The following is a 17,892-nucleotide window of genomic DNA, read 5'->3' on the forward strand; positions in this document are numbered from 1 at the left end:
GGGAACAGACGCAGAGGCGCAGGTCAGCGCACGTATCCGAACCGGCCGAGTTGGCGGATCAGCTCGTCCCGGTCGCGGGCGGTGTTGACCAGTTGCGCGGCGGTCGGGCGCGGGACGCGGGAGCGGCTGTATCGGCCGCCTTGCTTGCCCAGCTCGCCGAGCTGGCGGCCGTGGCCGCGCACGGTGGTGGCGTCGAGGGTGTATTCGTGGCCGCCCGCGACGTAGACGGCGTTCTTGCGGCGGGCGTTGACCGTGCGGGAGATGTCCGCTCCGGCCCGGATCGCTTCGGCGTCACCAGGCCCGAAGGCCTTGTTCTGCTGGGCCGGGGTCATGGACTCGAACAGGCCGCGTGGAGTGTTGCTGGGCCGGTCGTTGTGCCACTGGTCGTGGGTGACGGGTTTCATGTCGCAGTCGCAGGTGGGATGGCGTTCGAAGCCGGTGGAGAAGCTGTAGAGCCGTCCGGCCAGCAGGATGCAGCGCCCGCACGCGGGCAGCGTCACGACGCGTTCGTATCCGGCGAGTTCGGGTTCGAGGATTGCGGCGGTGTGGCGGGCGAGGCGGCCGGCGTCGGCGGCCTCGGTGGTGACGTAGGTCAGCAGCTTGGCCAGGCCGAGCGCATGCGCCTCGGACGGGGGCACGCCGGCGAGCAGAGCCAGCCGGTAGCGGCGCAACGCGAAGTCCACCAGCGCCGACAGCGGCATGCCGTTGGTAGCCAGCCCTGCGAACATCGCCGATACGAGCGCGCCGACCGGGTTGGACACCGCGCCGAGCGCTGCGAGCGTGGCGGCGATGTACAACGGCGCCAGCGCGGCGGCCTCCGCCTGGGCCTCTTCGATGGTCGCGACGACCTGCAGGCGGAGGGCAGTGGCGGCGGCCGAGTCTGCGGCGGGACTGTCGAGCCGCCGCCAGGCGGTCTGCGCTTCGTTGGCGGCGGTGCGGACGATGCGTTGCTGTGCGGTGTAGAACCTGGTGTCCACCTCGGTCTTGGGCGCGGTCACTGGGCATCACCGCCTGGTGGTCAGCGTGCTGGAGTCGGTTCGATGAATTGCACGGCGGGCGGCGGGAGGACCTGTCCGCCGAGCTGCCCGACCGGCCGACGCGGCGACGGCAGCGACGGGGCCGCGGGCTCCGGCCGACGTGGCTCGGGGATTGGCTTCGGGCCGAATTCAGCGGCCTGGTCGCCACCCGCGACGCGCGAGTACGCCTCGGCGTCCTCGGCTTCCATATCCCGGATGTCGGTGTCGGAGTAGCCCAGCGAACGGCGGGCGAAGCGGCGCGGCAACAGCCGGTCTGCCGAGTACAGCTTCACGGCTGCGTCGGCCTGTGCGGCGAAGGTAGGCGTGGCGGCGTCCGCCCACTGCGATTCCATCCGCAGGGCTTCGGGCGGAATCCGGCCGTCGCGCACCATCAGCACGATGCGCATGATCTGTTCCCAGCTGTCGCCGAACGTGCGCTGTCGGCGTTCCGCGCGCTTGATGTGCCGCGACTCCGACGAGCGGATACCGTCCGCTGACGCGGGGTTCTCGGTGGCGTAGCCGAGGTAGTGCGGGGGCAGGCCGGACAGGCTGGAGACTACGCGGGCCAGGGTGTTGAGCGTGTCGTGGAAGTTCGACAGGTTCGCTTCGGGGAACTGGCCGACCGAAACGCCGTCTTCCTTGGGCGACTTCGGGGACGCCCACAGCACACCGGCCACGGACTCCCACGGCGTGAGTTGACGCCCTTGCGCGTCAACGAAATCGTCTTTGTCGAAGCCGAGCGCGTACCGGCGCGGCATCGCGTGATACTCCGCGGAGATCATCATGTCCGTGGCGATCTTGCACGCCGCGTCGGACAGCGGGAGAACACTGATCAGCTCCGAGCGTCCGAGCCTCGGCGGGGCGGTGCGGCGTCGGCGGATGCGGGGCCGGTTGATGATCGGCACCACGGGCACCGTGCCCATGCCGTGTTCGTCGCGGTCAATCTCCGACCAGGTGCCGCCGCCGTTGTCGCTGCTGTACCAGACGGTTTCGTTGGGCAGGTACAGCGTGGCGTAGGCCTCGGCGTAGCCGTCGCCGTCCTCCTCGTACTGCCGTTTCAGCGCCGCGCGGACTTCGCGAGTCCGCGGGTCCAGGTCGACGTGGACCTCCAACGGGGACTCCACCGTCACCAGCGGGGTGGACGGTGATTTCTCGTTGCTGCCCACAATCGCGTAGGAGCGGCCGAGCGCGAGCGCGTCCACGTGCGCCTGTTCGGAATGCAGGTCCAGCCGGTTGGCCTGCCAGATGTGCCACAGCTCGCGATCAGCGGCAGCCTCGCCGCCGAGTCGAAAACCCGTGACGTCCAGCCTCTCGTCCAGGCTGTCTACGACGAGCTGCGGCCAGTTGATCACTACCGAGCGGAGCCGGGAGTCCATGCGCCGCAACAACTCCGGGTGCATGTACGACAGCGGCTGTTCGCCCTCGTAGTAGGCGTCTAGCAACTCCAGTTCCGGCAACTGCCTGTTGTGCAGCCGCGCGAGGCGGGCTACCCACTGCTCGGGGGACAGCTCGAACTTGGTGCTGATCAGAGCGACCACCACCAGTCGCGCGGCCTAGGTTGCTGCGCGGGCCATCATCGTTGCGAGATGAGCGCCAGAGATTCGGTCAATAGCTTGTGGGACGCGAAGGCATCCATTCCAGCCAGCGGGCCTGCTCATTGCGGACGAGACCCAACGTGTGGTCCGCAGGCAACAGGTCGTTGGGGAAATCATGAGTTGCAAACGGGTTGTCAAACCTCAGAGTCGTGAATTTCTCGGGCTCCCACGGCAGCCAGTTACGTGCAGCGAAGACGCAGGATATGTCCTGATGCTTGCCAGAAGGTCGCTCTTTGTTGCGTCCGAAGAAGCCGTTGTTGGCGCGTCCGACCTCGCCAGAGGAGATAAGGATCTGCTCGTTTCCAACCAGGGCGTCCTCGAACTGGTCGAGACTGCACGCCCAATCTTTGGTTCCAACGAAGATCGCGAGCGGCTTGCCGCGCGTTTCGTAGCGCTTCTGCACCTTCTTCTCCAGCGCAGACCGCAATCTCAGGTACGAGTCCACCATCCCGCCGCTGATCTGGCCGTTCATCACGACACGGTCGGTTGGCTTCGGTGCCGAATTTGAGACCCGGCGTATGAACCGGAAGCGAAGCTCGACATCATCAGTCTTGTAGGTGACCGGCGACGTTGTCATTCGCGGATCTTCCAAAACGGAAGGAAGCGCGGCCATCTGCTGCTTTACCCATGTGGCGATTCGTTTGAGTGACGGCTGCTGGTGGAGGCGGACCAGGTCGAAGGTGATATACCACTGTTCGAGTGGAATATGTTTTTGTAGCTCGTCGGCAATCCTCGCGTGTCGCTGCCGCGCCTGGAACCATTCCCTGTTCTCGAACAGGGAGCAAACCTCGACCGCGCCGACGTAGGTGCCCTCCCGGTAGATCCGGAAATCCGGCCCTTTTCCGTCTTCCTCGTGAACGACGCGACCAACTCTTATTAGCTGATCGTGCACGAACAACTCGTCCATGGCCGTGTAGTGCTGTGTCTCGTCGGCACTGCGCAAGCGGCCCGCGAATGTCCCCTTTTCGTCGTCGGGGAACCGTTGGTATGCGGCATTGATCCACGCGCGCGCGGCGACAGCCTGGGGGCGGGTGGACTCCAGGTAGAAGTTCACGCCAGGCTCGGCCCAGCCAAGAGGTCCGTCGCGGTCAACCGATGGCTCAGGAAAGACGATCTTGCCGGTCACGTAGCAACTCTAGCTCCGGCAGCCACCGCAAGAACGCGATTATCCGAGGACCACCATCCGGGACGACTTCTTGATCTTTGAGCCGCGCAGCTTCCAGCCGCCTACCGCCATTGCAGCTGTTGGTACAGCGTCGATGCGCTTACCTGTCTTGCCACGTTCGGGCTTGTCCGGCCGGATGAGGTCGGGTTCGCCAGGTGGGTGGCGAACCTCCACAGAGTCAAAACAGAACTCGGCGACGGGGTTCCCGTGGTGCGACCAGCCGCGTGACTTGGTCAGGGCCATCAGTTCGGTCATGCCGTGGGTCATGCCCTTGTAGGTCTGGGCGACTGGGTACATGGGGACGCCGGTGCGGCGTTCGAGGCGCTGGCGGACGGGTTCGCCTGACCACTCGTCGTAGGAGATGTCGGCGACGCGCACCAGGCCGGTGTCCGCGGTGATGTCGTTCTCGATGACGTCGTAGTCGATGACCTCGCCGTCCGTGGCCGTGATCCAGCCCTGGTCAACCCACTGGGAGACCTTGCCCTCGGTGTGCTTGTCCAGGTGCGCGACCGCTGTCTCTGGCAGCCAGAACCGCCACAATGCGGAGGCGTGGCCGTCGATCCCGGTCGGGACGATCAGGCACCACGCGGTGAGGTCCATCTTGGACGCGAGGTCGAGGCCACCCCACGCGGGGCGGCCGGCGTGCAGCTGCCGCAGCCGGGCCGGTGGCGTCGAGTCGGTGCCGGTGCACAGGAGATAGACGTGCATCGGCATCCACCGCGACGACTGCGACACCCATTGGTTCAACCGGAACTGGCGGAAGACGTTCTCTTTGGCCGGATCATTGCGGGCCTCGATCGCCTCTTCCCGCAGCGCCTCGAGTGACAGGAAGTCACCCAACGCGGGATTGGCCAAGTGCCAGTTAGATTCGTCCCACGGGTCCGCGTCAGGGTCCAGGTTGCGCAAGTACACGAAGCGGTGCGGGGCACGGTCGGGGTTCTCGGCGATCTTCACGCACTCGTCGTGCTCGGCCTTGGCGAAGCTGGTCGGGTCGTTGCCCGCGGTGGTCGCCGCGATCAGCAGCGGCTCAAGCCGCGTGCCCATGCCTGTGCGCATCGCGTGCCAGAAGTCGCCGTTCGGCTGGGTCAACACCTCGTCGAAGATCACGGCCGAGGGGTTGGAACCGAGGTTGCCCAGTGCGTCCGAGGGCACGACCACGTAGACCGAGTTCGTGCGCTCGTCCACGATGCGCGCCGAGTGCTCGACCACCCGCAGCCGGCGAGACAGCACCGGGGAAAGTGCCACCATGCGGGCCGCAACGTTGAACACCAGCCGGGCCTGCTCGGTGTCGCGCGCGCAGCCGTAGATCTCCGCGGACTCCACGCCGTCGCCGACCAGCATGTACAACGCGATGAACGCCAACAGCTCACTCTTGCCGTTCTTGCGGGCGATCTCGATCCACGCGATGCGGTAGCGGCGCACGTAGGACCCGGATTCGGTGTCCCAACGGACCTCTCCGAACAACGGCCGGACGATGTCGTCCCGCTGCCACGGCGCGAGGATGAACGGCTTGCGCGCCCACCGGTCTTTCGTGTGGACGCAGATTTCCTCGGCGAACGCCTGGGCGTGATCGGCGCGCGGAGTGCAGAAGTGGGTGCCGCGCTTGCGGCAGCGGGACCCGTCGAACTCGCGGCCGCACACGGGGAGCCGCGGGGGCGCCTTCGTGGTAGTGCTGGGGTTCTTACGAGAGGAGGCGTTCCGCGCCGCCCTTGTTGCCATCGCGGCCCACCTCGACCTTGATGGACTGCCGATCTGACGGCGTCAACCCGAACCGGGCGGCGAACTGAAGGAACGTGCGCTCGGCCTCGGCCTGCACCTGCAACGCCGGGTTCTTCATCAGGCCCGATCCGCCCTGCACCAACAGCGCCGAGCCGTTCACCAACGCCGTGGCGGAGCGGTAGCGGGCCAGCGCCTCACACAGCACCAGGAACGCGTCCACGTCCCACGCGGTCAACACCCCGCGCTCTTCCAGACCGGGCGCGAGGCGTTGCCAGATCGAGCGCGCGTCGTCGGAAGCCCAGTCAGGGCAACGGATCTCGTCCTCGGGCGGCTCGGGCTCGTCGGAGTTGATCCGGTCGGCCCGGTCGCCGTGCAAGATCCGCAGTTTGGTTGGCTTCCCAGCCGGTCCCCGTTTGCCCACACGCGCCTCCGGGGTGCTTTGCAGGCGGGCGTCAGCAACGACATGTCGTTCCTGGTCTAACCGGTGTCCGCGAGGCGCGGTGAGTCGCAGATGCACATCAAGTCTGTTTGCAGGCGGGCCGCCGTGCCAATGTGCTGTCCGGGATGGCAAGAGTCTGCGGTTTCCGCACGTCAGCGGTAGGGGCTGGGTGCTACTACGCCGAGCGGTAGGGATGCGGCGGTGAGCGGTAAGCGGTGTTCGGTAGGGCCGATCAGCTCCGCCGAGAAGGACTGTTCAGGTCTCCCGAAGTGGCTTTAGGCTGCGAAAACACCAGTTGTGCAAGACAGGAGCCATCCACACCCGTGTACGGCTAGGTGTTACCCCCCGGTCAGGCGCGTTTCTCATCATGCGAAATGCACTGGCTAAGGTTGGTCCGGTTCGCGACAGCCAGTCGCGACGGGGCAGAGCAGAGCGCTTGGCAGCCTTCGAACTTCTCGGCTCCGGCCGGGTTGGGAAGGCCGACACCCACCCGTGTGCGGAGAAGGTCCGCACGGGAAGGTCGGCGGAGGTGTCAAGTGTCAGATGAGGGCCGCGCGTCGGATCACGGTCCGGAGCGTGATGAGGAACGACGACCCAGCCGGAGGGGCAACTCCGAAAGGGCCGCCGTCGTCCTCAACCTCCTGATTCAGGTCATCACGTTGATCAACGGGATGAGTGACCTGTTCAGGTAGTCGGTCGGGTGGCGTGCACTTTTGTGTGCGCCACCCGGTCCGGGTGGCCAGAAGGCGTTACCGCTCTGACCAGCGTGTACCTCGTGTACACACGCCCATACTTACGATAGTGCGTCACTATCGCAAGTAGCCAGGTGAGAGCGCACAGGTCAGGAACCCGAGCTACGGCTTCGGGACGGGCTGGACGCGCGGCGCGTGATGCGACGGAACGCGCCCGCGACCATGCGGCCGAGACGACGACGCATGGAAATCACTCCTCTCCGGTGTCGGTGTTGGGCATGTCGACGCCGAGCACGGAGGCGGCGGCTCGGCCGTCGAGGTACTTGTCTCCGATGTGCATCAGCCGCGCGGCGGCCAGGAACGCGTCCTTGTCCTCGCGGGACTTGAAGCACAGGGCGAACCAGTACTCGGAGTCGGTGGCGAGGCGGAACCGTTCGTCTTCGCGCTTGGTGCGTTCGCGGAACCCGATCGCGAGTGCGTCGAGCTCGGCGCCGGCGTCGGCGGCCAGGTCGCCGGCGTACTCGACGTCCTGCAGGGGATCGGGCAGCGGTTCGGCGTTGAGCTGCGCGAGGAGGTCGGCGTTGGAGGAAGGGCCGCCGAGTACGGCGGTGGATTTGAGCTGTGCCAGGAGATCGGCATTGGGGTCAGGCGGCGAGGTTACGGCGGAACACCTCCAGGTCGGCGAGCGGGAACCACTGCAAGATCCGTTCGTAGTCGTCGGGTGCGTGCTGGCGGATCGGGTCGAGGAACCGGAAGTCCAGGCCGTCGAAGCTGCGGCCGAACCACTCGTATTCGGGCGGGAGCGGGCAGTTGTGGCGCTTGAGCGCGTCGCGGACATCGGCGATGCGCCAGTCCCACACGATGCTGACTTTGCGGACGCTGTCGCGCTTCGGGCCGTGGGTGACCATCGCCATGCGCCGGTTCGGCGAGTCCGCGGCGCGCACACCGTCGGCGTTCCAGGCGCCCGCGTGGCCCAGGTCTTCCCGGATGATGTCCGCGACTTCCTCATACGTGGGTTCGGGCAGCTGCGCGGCCTCGATCACCGCCGCCCGCTCCGGTGGCTGGAACAACAGGCTGTTGAGCCACCGGTACAGCGTCGGGTGCGGCAGGTTCAGGATCGGCGTTTGGAAGAAGTCCTCGTAGAACTTCCTGCTGTCCTCGATGAACCGCAGATCCGGCACCAGGTACAGGTGATAGGGGACGACCGTGATCCCGGCTTCGCGCATCGCCAGCCACGCGGCAATGCTGTCCTTACCCCGGCTGAAGCCGAGCAGAACCGGTTTTCCCTCGGCCGCGAGCTCGGCGCGGATCTGCTCCGAGCTCGTGATGCCGTCGATCTCGATGGGCAGCGGGTCACCTCCAGGTCGTTGATGCGTGGTGCATCGCGTGATGCGTGGCGCATCACGAACAGCGGTCGGCGGGGGAGTGCGCGCGGGCGGCCAGCCGGGACACCGTGGACTGCGCGACGTTCGCGTGAGGTGCGATCCGGCGTTGCGCAATGCCACGCGCGACGGCTTGGCGCACAAGGGTTTCCCAGCGCGCGGTCCACGCGGCCACCTGGTCGGCGGCCTGCTCGATCTCGTCGAGCAACTCGTCTGGGTCGCGGCCGGCGTCGGCGGTCACGGGTTGGTTCCGCGGACGTGGGTTCGGCCGTCGGCAAAACCTGACCAGGCCCGGATGGGCCTCAGTGGCTTGTGCCCTGTTGCGCGGCGGAAGGGTCCCTCCCCTGGGGGTGGCGTGCGGCCCGAGCGGGGGGCGTCGGCGGCGTGGCTCACGGGCTGTTCCACCCTCCTCGGGTCCTCGGGTCCTCGGCGGTGGCCTTGGCATGGCACGGGCCACACAGGCCACGGCCACGGGCAGGGTGGTCAGGGTCCATGCCAGCGGCTACCAGCTCCCTGCGGGTCAGCGGCCAGTGATCGGCCACGGTGGCCGGAGCGGAGCAGGGACGGCCGGTGTGGGCGGTGCAGTCCAGGCGGTCACAGCGGCACACCCGGTCACGGGCCAGCACGGCCGGACGGAACCGGGACCGGTGGCCAGCGGTGTAGCCACGCTGCGCGCTGGTCCCGTGGGCACGGCGGCCACGGGAACGGCAGGGCTGGCAGTGGCCACCGGTCCGGGTGGTGTTCGGGCACCCCGGACGGGTGCACGGTCGGGCGGCACGGGACGGCACGGCCACCCCCGGACATGAGACAGCCCCGGCATCGGGGATGCCGGGGCTGTCGGGTGTTCGGTTGGGACCGGGCGGCTAGCTCACGAACCGGCGGGCGAGCTGCCAGGCGGTCTTGCTCGGGTTGTTCTTGTCCGCGAACAACGTGGTCATTGCACGGTCGGTGTCGGTGTCACCGGTCTCGGGGTCGAACTGCTGGAACACGGTGAGTGCGGCGGTCAAGGCTCCCCAGGCGGTGCCCGCGATGTCCTTGGTGATGTCCACCTTGCCGTCAAACAGGATTCTCATCAGGTTGATGCACATCTGGTGACGGGTGCGCTTGGCATGCGTGGCGGTGTCACCGGGGTACGGGAACAAGGTGTTGCAGAACTTGCTGAACTCGTCCTTGTTCAGCGTCCGCGCGAACAGAGCCTCAGCAGTCTCGGTGAACCACTGCGTGTAGGTGTTGAGCAGGTCCAGCCCATCACTGGTCTCGGTGATCCGCTTGTCCGCGTCATCGGCGGCAGTCAGGTTGATGTGGTTGGGGTACTTCAGGAACTCGACCGGGTGGACGGTCTGCGTGGCCACCCGGACCGGGCTGATGATGAGCTTGGAACTGCGGGCGGTCACCAGGGAGCTGATCACCACCACCCGGAACTCAACCGGGTCTTTGCCACCCACCATGAGCGGTTCGGGAACCCGGATGCTGGCGAACGCGGCCTTGTCGTTCCACAGCGGTCCGGCCGGTCCGGTCTTGGCCTTGGTGTCCTTCATGATCGAGGCCAGCATCTCGCCCCGGACCTCCATCGGAACCGGCACCTTGTTCGAAGTGGTGGAGCTGATGAACTTCCGGCCGTGCGGGGCGTCGGGGTGCGGGCGGACCAGCCCCCACGTGTTGTCCATCTCCAGCGGCACGGCCGTGTGCTCCGGGTCCACGAGGCCCGTGTCGTTGGGGACGTCCGCCAGCATCAAACAATTCTTCTTGTGCTTCTCGCCTGCCGGGGCTTCACATTCGGTGCAGTTGTCCGTCTCGGCCAGCGTCACCGCCGGTTGCACCTTCACGTTCCAGTCGGACAACTGGGCTTTCTTCAGCAGCTCGTTCACCGAGCGGGAGCCATTGACCGCAGTGGCGAGCCGCGCCCACGCATCCTTGCCCGGCTTGATCGGCTCCACCACTGCAACCGGCTTGGCCTTGGCCTCGGCCTTGGCGGGAGTGCCCTTGGCGGGTGCAGCCTTGGCGGCCGGAGCCTTGGCGGCCGGAGCCTTGGCGGGTGCGGCCTTGGTGCTGCTGGACTTGTCAGCCGGGGCCTTGGCGGCTGCTGGCTTGGCCGGAGCCTGAGCCAGGGCCTTGGCGGCCGGAGTCTTTGCCGGGGCCTTGGTGGCCTTAGCGGCAGGCTTGGCGGCTACGGGCTTGGCAGCGGCCTTGGTGGCAGGCTTGGCGGCCGGAGTCTTCTGGGCAGGGTCAACCGGTGTGGTCATTGTTCGGATTTCCTCTGATTGCTCGGACAGCACTCATTCAGTGGTGCTGTTCGGTGTGAGCGGGAGACACCACAAACATAGCGGCATTTCCGGGCCTCGCAAGCAATTCGGAGAGTTTCCGGACAAAGTGACGACGAATGGGTTAACGCATTGATTTACGATCTTCGGCGACGGATCGCGGGAAAAGAAAAGGCCTGCGAACTGGGTTCGCAGGCCTTTCCGTGTCCTCATGCGTGTTGTCTCACCAGCTCACAGAGGAACGCGTGCGATCCTGCCGGACAACCCGCGCACCGTCGAGCCCTCGTGATCAATTGTCGTCGCGCGCACGCTGGTCCTGAATCCGCGTCAGCGCCTGGCGGACGATAGCGCGCATCCTGAGGTTTCGTTCGATGCGCGCCAGTTCGAATTCCGTGAGGGACCACGTCCAGCCGACGGCGTGGCCGATCATCGTCACGGAGAATCGGTTGTGTTCGCGGCAGTAGGCCAGCATGTCGCGGGTGAGCAGGTCCATCACCTCCTCGGCGGTGGTGGCCAGCCTCACGAGCGCGGCGTCACCGTCGAGGCTTGCGATGAGCCCCAACACGTTCACGGCCCGGCGGTCGCGTTCCACCTGTGCGCGCAGCATCGTCGCGCGCTGGGCCATCGATCCCCGCACGCCTGCGCCGTACCCGGTGAGCTCGGCCGCGCGCTCCGCCCACATCTGCTGTGCTTCGAGGCTGTGGAACAGGCCGCACGCGCACGTCGGCCCGGGCTCCCTGCTCATCCGGATGTACACAATCTTGTTCGTCAACGACTTTCCCCTTGTACGTCAACACAATGTGATCGGTGAAAGCCCGGCGGCGACCAGGACGGCCGCCGCCGGGCGGGCTTACCTCGCGGTCACCTCGGCCCACAGCGCGGCCACCTCGCGCACCTCGCGGTGCGGGGTGATGGCCTGGACCCATGCGAGAAGTTCGGCGCGGCCGGAGTCGGTGAGGTGGTACGGGACCAGCTCGGCTCCCCGCGCACCCACGGGCGGGGCCACCAGCCCGCGCCGGATCGCCCGGTTCCGTGCGGCCGGTGTCGTGGCGTCCTCCAGCAGCCACGGCCAGGTGAAGCCCACGGCCAACATCCACAGGACGCGGAGCACTTGCTTGTCCTCGGCCAGCTTCAGGAAAGCCTTGGAGTCGCGGGTGATCGGGTCGGGTTCGGCGGGCTGCTCGTCCTGCACGAGCGCCGGGCGCTCGTCGGTGCCCCGCATCGACGGAACGCCCTGTGCGTCCGGGTGCACGGCCGGGCTGGCATCGGGCGCGGTGTGCTTGTTCACCATCCGGTCACGTCCCGCCACAACTGCTGAAAGCGCGGGTCGCTCCGGTGTGAGGTGACGGCGTTCTTCCACTGCCACCACGCCGCCACGCCCTCGGCGGTGAGCTTGAGCCGGGTGTCCCCGCTCACCCATCCGTACTCGCGGCACTGGTAGACGGCCATCGGATCGGTGCGCTCCCGCACCATCGCGGTTCCCAGATCCAGGTACAGCAGGCACAGCACGTTCATCACGTGCGTGTCCAGGCTCAAGGTCTGGTGCAGCGCGGTGAGTTGCTGATCGCTCAGGTTGACCGCGTACAGATAGCGTTCGCCCGCCTCGGCGGCAGACAACGCATCCAGCGGTGGAGTACTCTCACCCACGTCAGACGTCCTCTCGGAGTTTCCGTTTCGGTTTCCGCTCCGCGAGGACGCCAGACCACACCCTGGGGCTGTGCTAGCAGCCGCCAGGGCCTTTCTTTCCGGCCTGGCGTCCTCGGTGACAAAGCGGCGGTCAGGACTTGGCTGCGGACAAGAACAGCCCCGGTTCGTGGTCGCGCTCGCGTTGCTGTGCCTCACTCAAGAGGTGCACGGTGCAGAAGAACCGCCGGTCCAACCCGTCGTCCGGATGGGTCCAGTTGAACTTCTCGAAGAACTCCTCAACCGAGTCGTGCAACTCTTGCGCCGCGTAGGTGTACAAACCCGGTGCGATGAACAGGAACTCGTCGGTCAGGTTCATGACCTTGACCACGATGTTCTGTTCGCCGTTGTGCCAGAGCGCGAATTCCGTTCCGGTCGGTACGGTGACCGAATCGGCCGACCGCGTGAGTACGCGGTACATGCATTCGGTCAGCTCGGTCAAACTCATCAGCCGGGTGCGGGCGTAGTACGCCCCGTATTCCCGGCCGGTGTCGTCCTTGTTGGACATGGTGGGCCTTCTCGGACACGGACCGGGGGTGAGTGCTCCCCCCCCCCCGGTCCTCTGCCCTTGTTAGCGGGCGGTCCGGACGGCCCGGTGCTGGCAGTCACAGTCGGTGGTCAGGCTGACCACCTTGCCCACCCCGGTCATGTCCTTGGAGTCAGGAAAGCCCAGGAACCGGATTCCGCACAGGGTGAATCGGCGGAGTGAAAGGTTCTCCATGTCCCACGGGCAGAACCAGTTGTACTGATTGATGGCGGACTCGTAGATTCCGCCAAGCGACCCATCCTGATCAGGGGCATCGGTACCGGGGGTGTAGAACTCCCAGCCCTTCTCAAGCGGGTAGGCGTTGCCCACAACCAGCGAAACGTGGTTGTTGCGGTAGTACCGGATGCTGAACTTGTCGGCAGACATGGCCATGATGTTGTTCAACATCATCTGGCACAGATCCGGCAGGTTCTCAACATCGGCACTCTCAAAGCACCCTGCCCCAAACAGCCTCTCATCCGGGTTGGCAGATATCCGGACGGCCATAGTCTTCCTGCTGTTCATAACCTCTGGGGTTTCCCTTCATTCCTGGTCAGGTCCGGTGTGCTAGCACCGGGGCTGACTCACTTGCAAAACCATGATCTCCCAATTCATGGAATCGGGCAAGCGAATGGAACGTATTCAAGAAACTGTTTTTGTGAGTACGTCGCGCACATTTCTGGCCAGCGGAAATGGGTGGTCGTGCTCCAAAGAAATTCTTTCGCGGACCACGTGCTGAGAACCGGGTTCCCATTGGGTCGCGCGTGGCGGGATGGGTGCGCCGTGGCCGGCGTGGGCGGGCAGCTCGGCGACGAGTGACCCTCGCGAGGCGGCCGGCATGGGTCCGCGGGGCGAGGCGTGAGGGGAGGCGGGCGGCGGCGTCGCGCTCGTCGTGACGGGGAACGATCACGACGTGCAGCGGTGCGCCACCGCCCGCGGACGAAGACGGCGGCGAGGACGAGCGCCAACGTCTTCGGGACTGAAAGGTCTGGTGGTCGCGTGAGTTGCGTCCAGGTAGGCCGGTGGCGCACGATCGAACGCATGTTCGAGCACGTGGAGCGGTCGAGGAAGAAGCTGTTGCACGTCTACGACGAGCCGCAGCCAACCTGGGTCGACCTGGGCGAGGTGCGGCGCTCGCTGCTCGGCGCGTCCGACTCGATCTGGCCCGCGTCGGCACGCGGGATGAGCCTGGACGGCCTGGCCGTGGCCGAGGTGCCTTTCGCGGTGCGCATGGCGCCGACGCTGTGGCTCGGGCTAGTGACCTACGAAATCCACGTGCCGCGTGTCGGCACGATCGCCATGCAGCACTTCGTGAGAAGCGATCAGACGAAGAAGCGGCAGAAGGGCGAAGTGGTGCCGCCGTACTGACGTGATGCCCGGAAATGACGATGCCCGCCGCACCGGGGGGAGGTGCGGCGGGCATCGGGTTGGGGGTTCTGGGCACACGTGTCCCAGTGCCGACCATTATGCCGACTGAAACGACTGAAGGTCAACTACTCGGCGTCGTCGCCGTGCGTGATCCCGGTCACGGCGAGGGTTTCGTGGGTGAGCTGCTGGTCCAGCAGCGTGTTCAGCTGCGCCCACACGTCCAAGCCCCACCGCTGCCCGCACGCGGCGCACACGGCTTCCACCTGCTCGGCGTCGATGCGCAGCGCGGGGCGGCGGACGTAGTCGCCTTCGTCGTCGGACCAGACCTGTACGACGTCGACGCGGCAGACCGGGCATGCCCGCCCGCGCAGCGGAAGCCGCGGTTCGGGGTCGAGCAGCTGGCGGGCCTGCGCGACCCACCGCGTGGACTCCTCGGCGGCCCAGACCACGTAGTCCGGGGCGGCGTGCTGCCAGTGCTCGGCGTGCTCCGCCCAGGCCCGCACCTGCTCGGTCAGCGTGGTCCACTGCGGGTGGTCGTGGGTGCGGCAGCACTGCCGGACCTCCCTGCGGATCGAGGCCAGCAGCGACAGCGCGCCCAGGCTCGCCGGAGGCCGGGAACCCTGCGAGGGCTTGCCGGTGACCGCCGAGCCTGGCAACACGGCCTCCTCGACCTGGCGCAGCAGGGTCAGCACCTCGGCGGTCTCGGTGGTGCCGTTCGCGCGGTGCACGGTGTGCAGGCCGGGCCGGACGAGCTGGTCCACCGCGACCTCCCACGCCAGGCGCGCGGTCGCGGCCTCGTCGCGGCTGGGCATGGCCCGGTAGAGGTCGTGCGCGTCGGGGTGGGCGACCTCATCAGCGATGAACAGGCGTGCGGCGGTCATGCGGAAGCTCCTTGCGTGGCGGTGCCGGACGCGGCAGCGCCGGACGAAGACGAGTTGGCGCGCTTTGCCTCGGCGGCGCGCAGACGGGACGGGTGCATCCGGGTTTCCCGGTCGCGGATCTCGCGCTGGCGCAGGCGGTTGCGGGTCAGCGGGCTGCACGGGGTACCGACCGACGCCCTGCAGAACGGGCACGGCACGGTGCGGGCGAGCACGTGTTTCTCGTGGCCGGTCCAGCCCATCAGCGCGTAGACCTTGCCGATGCCCCGCGCGCCCGCCGCCTGGTCGGCGGCCCGGTCGCGTGGCTTCGGTGGCCGGGTGGAGCTTGGCGTGCCCGTGGCGGCCGGCCTAGACCGCGCGAGCGTGATCGACTGGGCGATCTGGGCCGCCGTCACGTGCCGGACCTGCTCCAGCGGGAGCGTGCTCAACGCGGCGTGGCACTCGCCGACGGTCCGGCCGCGCAGCTCCCGCAGCCACTCGGTCACCACGTCCTCGGGCGCGGTGTCGCCGGGGGTGATCCGGTAGTGCGCCAGCAGCGCCCGCATGGTGCTGCGGGTGAGCTGCTGCGCATTGGGCGTGCTCATGCCGCAGCCCCCAGCCCGGCAGGATCGACCGAGGCCGGATCGAGTGGGGAAGCGCCGAGGCCGGTGGTCTCGTTGAGCGCGCGTTCCAGGATCGCGTCCAGCGTCGAGGCGTCGGCGTGGGCGGGCAGCTCGGCGCGCACCGCCAGGCCGATCGGGCTCCGGTCGTCTTCAGCGATCGCGTCGGACCGGATTGCCTCCCAGGTCGCCGCCATCACGCGCTCGCGCTGGCGGACCTGTGGCGAGGCGTTGACGGTGCGGGCGCGCATCACCTCGCCGACCAGCTCCGGGAGCATCGCCGTGGACAGGCACTTACCCGCCCACAGCCGCAGGCCTTCCGCGATGGCCGCGGGCTCGACCTCGTCCCGCAACAGCCCGATCACCTCGCCGCGCAGCTTGTCCAGGACCCGCCGGGGCTGGCGCGGGCTGTGCAGGGTCACCAGACGCTCCGCTTCCTGGCGGCGCAGCTGCCGCACCGAAGACGCCTCGAGTACGCGATCCGTGCCGGCGAGAGCAGGAGCATCGGCGGAGTCCCCGGCGACCGGGGCGGCCTCGCGTGTACGCGTGGGCGCGTCCGTGCTCGCAGGCGTGCGCGCGGGGACACCCACTTGAGTTTTATCCAACGAGAGAAGAAGTTCTCCAGTCTCCATCTCCGTACTCCCTTCTCCCCGACCTCGCGGCGAAGGGTCCTCGGAAGGGTTCGGCGAGGGGTTCCCGGAAGGGTTCGCCGGAGGGTTCGCGGAGGGTGCGGACACGGTCGGCGGGGCCGTGTCGAGCACGGGCGTCGAGCCGGTGGCGCCCGTCCCGGCCGCGGTGGTGGCGGGCGTGGTGCGGGCCGAGCCCCGTTCCGCCATCGCGGCCATGACCGACGCCGGCAGCTCCCGCGCGCCCGCCTCCAGCTCGTCCGCGGCGACGGCCGGCGAGGGGCCGGTGATCTCGACCGGCAGACGCCGAAGCTCGGACGCCAGCGCGCGACGCAGCAACGGCGACTCGATCTCGAACGCGGACCGCAGCGCGGCCCGCAACACGTTGGGCTGCTTGAACAGCTTGTCCGAGCGGATGAACGAGCGGATCAGCAACTCGTCCGTGTCGTGGTCCGTGACGGTGAAGCGGGCAGCGTCCAGCTCGGACAGCGCCGCCCGGATGCTGTCGGTGTCCTGGTCCGGGTGCGCCTTGCTCCAGCGCTTCACCGAGACGGTGAGCTCGCCCGAGTAGGCGAGCTTGCGCTGCATGCACAGCTGGACATAGACGATCTTGGCGAGCGCGGACAAGGCGATGAAGTCCGGGTCATCCCACATGGACAGGTAGAAGCGGGCGTGGTCGCGTGCCACGGTTTCGTTCCCCCATAACAAGAATCACGGTGTGCGGACAGCACGAGATGGCCGCGCGGCATTGCGCGGCAACACAGGACTGGTCGGTCAGGCGGCGGACTGCTCGGCGGCGCGCGCCGCTATCAGTGCGGGCGCGGCGAGGTTGAGCGCGTAGATCGGCATCAACTTCCCCCCGTTCTTGCCCTTGCTGTCGGTCGAGCGCACGTAACGGCCGGTCCTCACCAGGACATCAAGCGAGAGCATCCGCCGCACGGTCACACCGACCATCGGCGGCGCCACCCACGCCGGAATCCGCGCACGCCAACGGTTCGCCGTCGTCTCACGGAACGGATCGGCCAACGCGTCGTTCACGATGACCGCAGTCACCGCACACACGTTCGCGCGGTTGCGCGGCTCGGCGGCCAGCAACGCGGCGATCTGCTCGATGGTCGTGCCGTAGTCCAGCGGCAAGCCGATCAGTTGCTCGGCGATCTCAGCGGCGAGATCACCCAGCACGGCCGGGGCATCCCCAGGGCGAGCCCGACCGGTCCCCCGGGACCGGCCGGACTGCGTCCGGGCGCTCACGCGGCAGGCAGCAGCTCGAACTTCTGCACAGGGCGGATGTCCTCGCAGGCCTCGGCCTGCTCCGGGTACCGCTCCCGCAACCAGTCGATCACGACGATGATGCGCGAGTCAGTCCAACTGCGGACCACCGGCAAGCCGTTGACCGTGCCGAACTCGTGGCCCTCAAGCCGGGACTTCAGCCTCCCGCGCAAGGACCGCTTCAGGCTGTTCAGCCTGCCTAGCTGATCTTCAACGATCCGCAGCAGCTCGACGTCGTGCGCCAGGTCGTCCAGCGCGACCGAGTCAGCAGCGGACATGGTGGTGCTGTTCTTCATAGACATTGCGGAGGCCGCCCCCAGCGGCCATAAAGCGATTGCGGATTGGTCAGCGTCGCTTATCCGCCGGACACCCGCAGGTATCCGGCGAACATTATCTCCGCCAGCCAAAACGACAACATCGCTTCCTCCGCACGTGAGCCGCGTCTTCGACCGCGACGCCTCTTTCTCACTGAGCCCCCCAGCTCCTCACGCCGCCCACCCCCTGGGCGGCAACGATCATTCCAACATGCCCAGGAACGATGACGTTGTCAAGTCAAACACCCCTGCTCACCATCGGTTCAGGGCCTGACAGTAGTCGGCGGGCGAGCAAGATCGAATTGGTTCGGGACCGAATAGTGCAAAGTGCGTTGCTTAGGTGCGCGCGAAATGCTTGCG

Annotated in this window: 19 protein-coding genes; 1 reads left to right on the forward strand and 18 read right to left on the reverse strand. The window is 67.3% G+C overall.

What is annotated here, in order from left to right; genetic code table 11:
• Positions 1 to 23 precede the first annotated feature (23 nt).
• The 13 genes from ORI60_RS21200 to ORI60_RS21260 form a co-directional block, all read right to left on the reverse strand.
• Entirely contained in the window at positions 24 to 998 is a 975-nt protein-coding gene (locus ORI60_RS21200; RefSeq protein WP_266039487.1) for a hypothetical protein, read from the reverse strand.
• A 20-nt stretch (positions 999 to 1,018) separates the two neighbouring features.
• Positions 1,019 to 2,557 carry a phage portal protein gene (locus ORI60_RS21205; RefSeq protein ID WP_266039488.1) on the reverse strand — a complete coding sequence of 513 codons (1,539 nt, stop codon included), beginning with the start codon at positions 2,555 to 2,557 and terminating at the stop codon, positions 1,019 to 1,021.
• Positions 2,558 to 2,621: 64 nt separating this feature from the next.
• On the reverse strand, positions 2,622 to 3,737 hold the full coding sequence (locus ORI60_RS21210; RefSeq protein WP_266039489.1) for a hypothetical protein: 1,116 nt from the start codon (positions 3,735 to 3,737) through the stop codon (positions 2,622 to 2,624).
• Positions 3,738 to 3,776: 39 nt separating this feature from the next.
• Complete coding sequence (locus ORI60_RS21215; RefSeq protein WP_266039490.1) at positions 3,777 to 5,495, reverse strand: terminase large subunit; 1,719 nt, start codon at positions 5,493 to 5,495, stop codon at positions 3,777 to 3,779.
• Positions 5,458 to 5,916 (reverse strand): phage terminase small subunit P27 family, encoded by a 459-nt coding sequence (locus ORI60_RS21220; protein ID WP_266039491.1) that lies wholly within the window; start codon positions 5,914 to 5,916, stop codon positions 5,458 to 5,460. The genes ORI60_RS21215 and ORI60_RS21220 overlap by 38 nt, the downstream gene beginning before the upstream one ends.
• Before the next feature lie 1,354 nt (positions 5,917 to 7,270).
• Positions 7,271 to 7,852, reverse strand: a complete 582-nt coding sequence (locus ORI60_RS21225) for a hypothetical protein (RefSeq protein ID WP_266039493.1) — start codon at positions 7,850 to 7,852, stop codon at positions 7,271 to 7,273.
• Positions 7,853 to 8,027: 175 nt separating this feature from the next.
• Positions 8,028 to 8,249, reverse strand: coding sequence for a hypothetical protein (locus tag ORI60_RS21230; protein ID WP_266039494.1), 222 nt, complete (start codon positions 8,247 to 8,249; stop codon positions 8,028 to 8,030).
• 622 nt (positions 8,250 to 8,871) lie between these two features.
• Positions 8,872 to 10,284, reverse strand: a complete 1,413-nt coding sequence (locus ORI60_RS21235) for a DUF932 domain-containing protein (protein WP_266039496.1) — start codon at positions 10,282 to 10,284, stop codon at positions 8,872 to 8,874.
• Between the two features lie 274 nt (positions 10,285 to 10,558).
• A complete protein-coding gene (locus ORI60_RS21240; protein WP_266039498.1) occupies positions 10,559 to 11,041 on the reverse strand; it encodes a hypothetical protein in 483 nt (160 codons plus the stop codon).
• Between the two features lie 78 nt (positions 11,042 to 11,119).
• The gene (locus ORI60_RS21245) at positions 11,120 to 11,560 is read right to left on the reverse strand and encodes a hypothetical protein (protein WP_266039500.1); all 441 of its coding nucleotides are present in this window, start codon (positions 11,558 to 11,560) and stop codon (positions 11,120 to 11,122) included.
• The gene (locus ORI60_RS21250) at positions 11,554 to 11,916 is read right to left on the reverse strand and encodes a hypothetical protein (protein ID WP_266039501.1); all 363 of its coding nucleotides are present in this window, start codon (positions 11,914 to 11,916) and stop codon (positions 11,554 to 11,556) included. Before ORI60_RS21250 ends, ORI60_RS21245 begins: the two co-directional genes overlap by 7 nt.
• A gap of 130 nt (positions 11,917 to 12,046) precedes the next feature.
• On the reverse strand, positions 12,047 to 12,460 hold the full coding sequence (locus ORI60_RS21255; RefSeq protein WP_266039502.1) for a hypothetical protein: 414 nt from the start codon (positions 12,458 to 12,460) through the stop codon (positions 12,047 to 12,049).
• A gap of 63 nt (positions 12,461 to 12,523) precedes the next feature.
• Positions 12,524 to 13,003: a hypothetical protein gene (locus ORI60_RS21260; RefSeq protein WP_266039504.1), complete on the reverse strand. Its 480-nt coding sequence runs from the start codon at positions 13,001 to 13,003 to the stop codon at positions 12,524 to 12,526.
• Between the two features lie 516 nt (positions 13,004 to 13,519).
• Between ORI60_RS21260 and ORI60_RS21265 the strand changes: the two genes are divergently transcribed.
• A complete protein-coding gene (locus ORI60_RS21265) occupies positions 13,520 to 13,846 on the forward strand; it encodes a hypothetical protein (protein ID WP_266039506.1) in 327 nt (108 codons plus the stop codon).
• A gap of 125 nt (positions 13,847 to 13,971) precedes the next feature.
• Here the strand turns inward: ORI60_RS21265 and ORI60_RS21270 are convergent, their stop codons facing one another.
• From ORI60_RS21270 to ORI60_RS21290, 5 genes are all read right to left on the reverse strand, one after another.
• Positions 13,972 to 14,727 (reverse strand): hypothetical protein, encoded by a 756-nt coding sequence (locus tag ORI60_RS21270; protein WP_266039507.1) that lies wholly within the window; start codon positions 14,725 to 14,727, stop codon positions 13,972 to 13,974.
• Positions 14,724 to 15,308 (reverse strand): hypothetical protein, encoded by a 585-nt coding sequence (locus ORI60_RS21275; protein WP_266039509.1) that lies wholly within the window; start codon positions 15,306 to 15,308, stop codon positions 14,724 to 14,726. Before ORI60_RS21275 ends, ORI60_RS21270 begins: the two co-directional genes overlap by 4 nt.
• Positions 15,305 to 16,636 carry a hypothetical protein gene (locus ORI60_RS21280; RefSeq protein WP_266039510.1) on the reverse strand — a complete coding sequence of 444 codons (1,332 nt, stop codon included), beginning with the start codon at positions 16,634 to 16,636 and terminating at the stop codon, positions 15,305 to 15,307. The genes ORI60_RS21275 and ORI60_RS21280 overlap by 4 nt, the downstream gene beginning before the upstream one ends.
• Before the next feature lie 87 nt (positions 16,637 to 16,723).
• Positions 16,724 to 17,131 carry a hypothetical protein gene (locus tag ORI60_RS21285; protein WP_266039512.1) on the reverse strand — a complete coding sequence of 136 codons (408 nt, stop codon included), beginning with the start codon at positions 17,129 to 17,131 and terminating at the stop codon, positions 16,724 to 16,726.
• A 65-nt stretch (positions 17,132 to 17,196) separates the two neighbouring features.
• Positions 17,197 to 17,496 carry a hypothetical protein gene (locus ORI60_RS21290; protein WP_266039513.1) on the reverse strand — a complete coding sequence of 100 codons (300 nt, stop codon included), beginning with the start codon at positions 17,494 to 17,496 and terminating at the stop codon, positions 17,197 to 17,199.
• Positions 17,497 to 17,892 lie beyond the last annotated feature (396 nt).

This window comes from Lentzea sp. NEAU-D7 (assembly GCF_026242055.1).
Lineage (GTDB): Bacteria > Actinomycetota > Actinomycetes > Mycobacteriales > Pseudonocardiaceae > Lentzea.

Coding starts and splice junctions, on each gene's coding strand:
- ORI60_RS21225 (WP_266039493.1), bottom strand. CDS start 7,852: ATGCGCGAAGCCGGGATCACGGTCGTCCCCTATCACCTGTACCTGGTG.
- ORI60_RS21215 (WP_266039490.1), bottom strand. CDS start 5,495: ATGGCAACAAGGGCGGCGCGGAACGCCTCCTCTCGTAAGAACCCCAGC.
- ORI60_RS21265 (WP_266039506.1), top strand. CDS start 13,520: ATGTTCGAGCACGTGGAGCGGTCGAGGAAGAAGCTGTTGCACGTCTAC.
- ORI60_RS21245 (WP_266039500.1), bottom strand. CDS start 11,560: ATGGTGAACAAGCACACCGCGCCCGATGCCAGCCCGGCCGTGCACCCG.
- ORI60_RS21270 (WP_266039507.1), bottom strand. CDS start 14,727: ATGACCGCCGCACGCCTGTTCATCGCTGATGAGGTCGCCCACCCCGAC.
- ORI60_RS21260 (WP_266039504.1), bottom strand. CDS start 13,003: ATGAACAGCAGGAAGACTATGGCCGTCCGGATATCTGCCAACCCGGAT.
- ORI60_RS21255 (WP_266039502.1), bottom strand. CDS start 12,460: ATGTCCAACAAGGACGACACCGGCCGGGAATACGGGGCGTACTACGCC.
- ORI60_RS21290 (WP_266039513.1), bottom strand. CDS start 17,496: ATGTCCGCTGCTGACTCGGTCGCGCTGGACGACCTGGCGCACGACGTC.
- ORI60_RS21275 (WP_266039509.1), bottom strand. CDS start 15,308: ATGAGCACGCCCAATGCGCAGCAGCTCACCCGCAGCACCATGCGGGCG.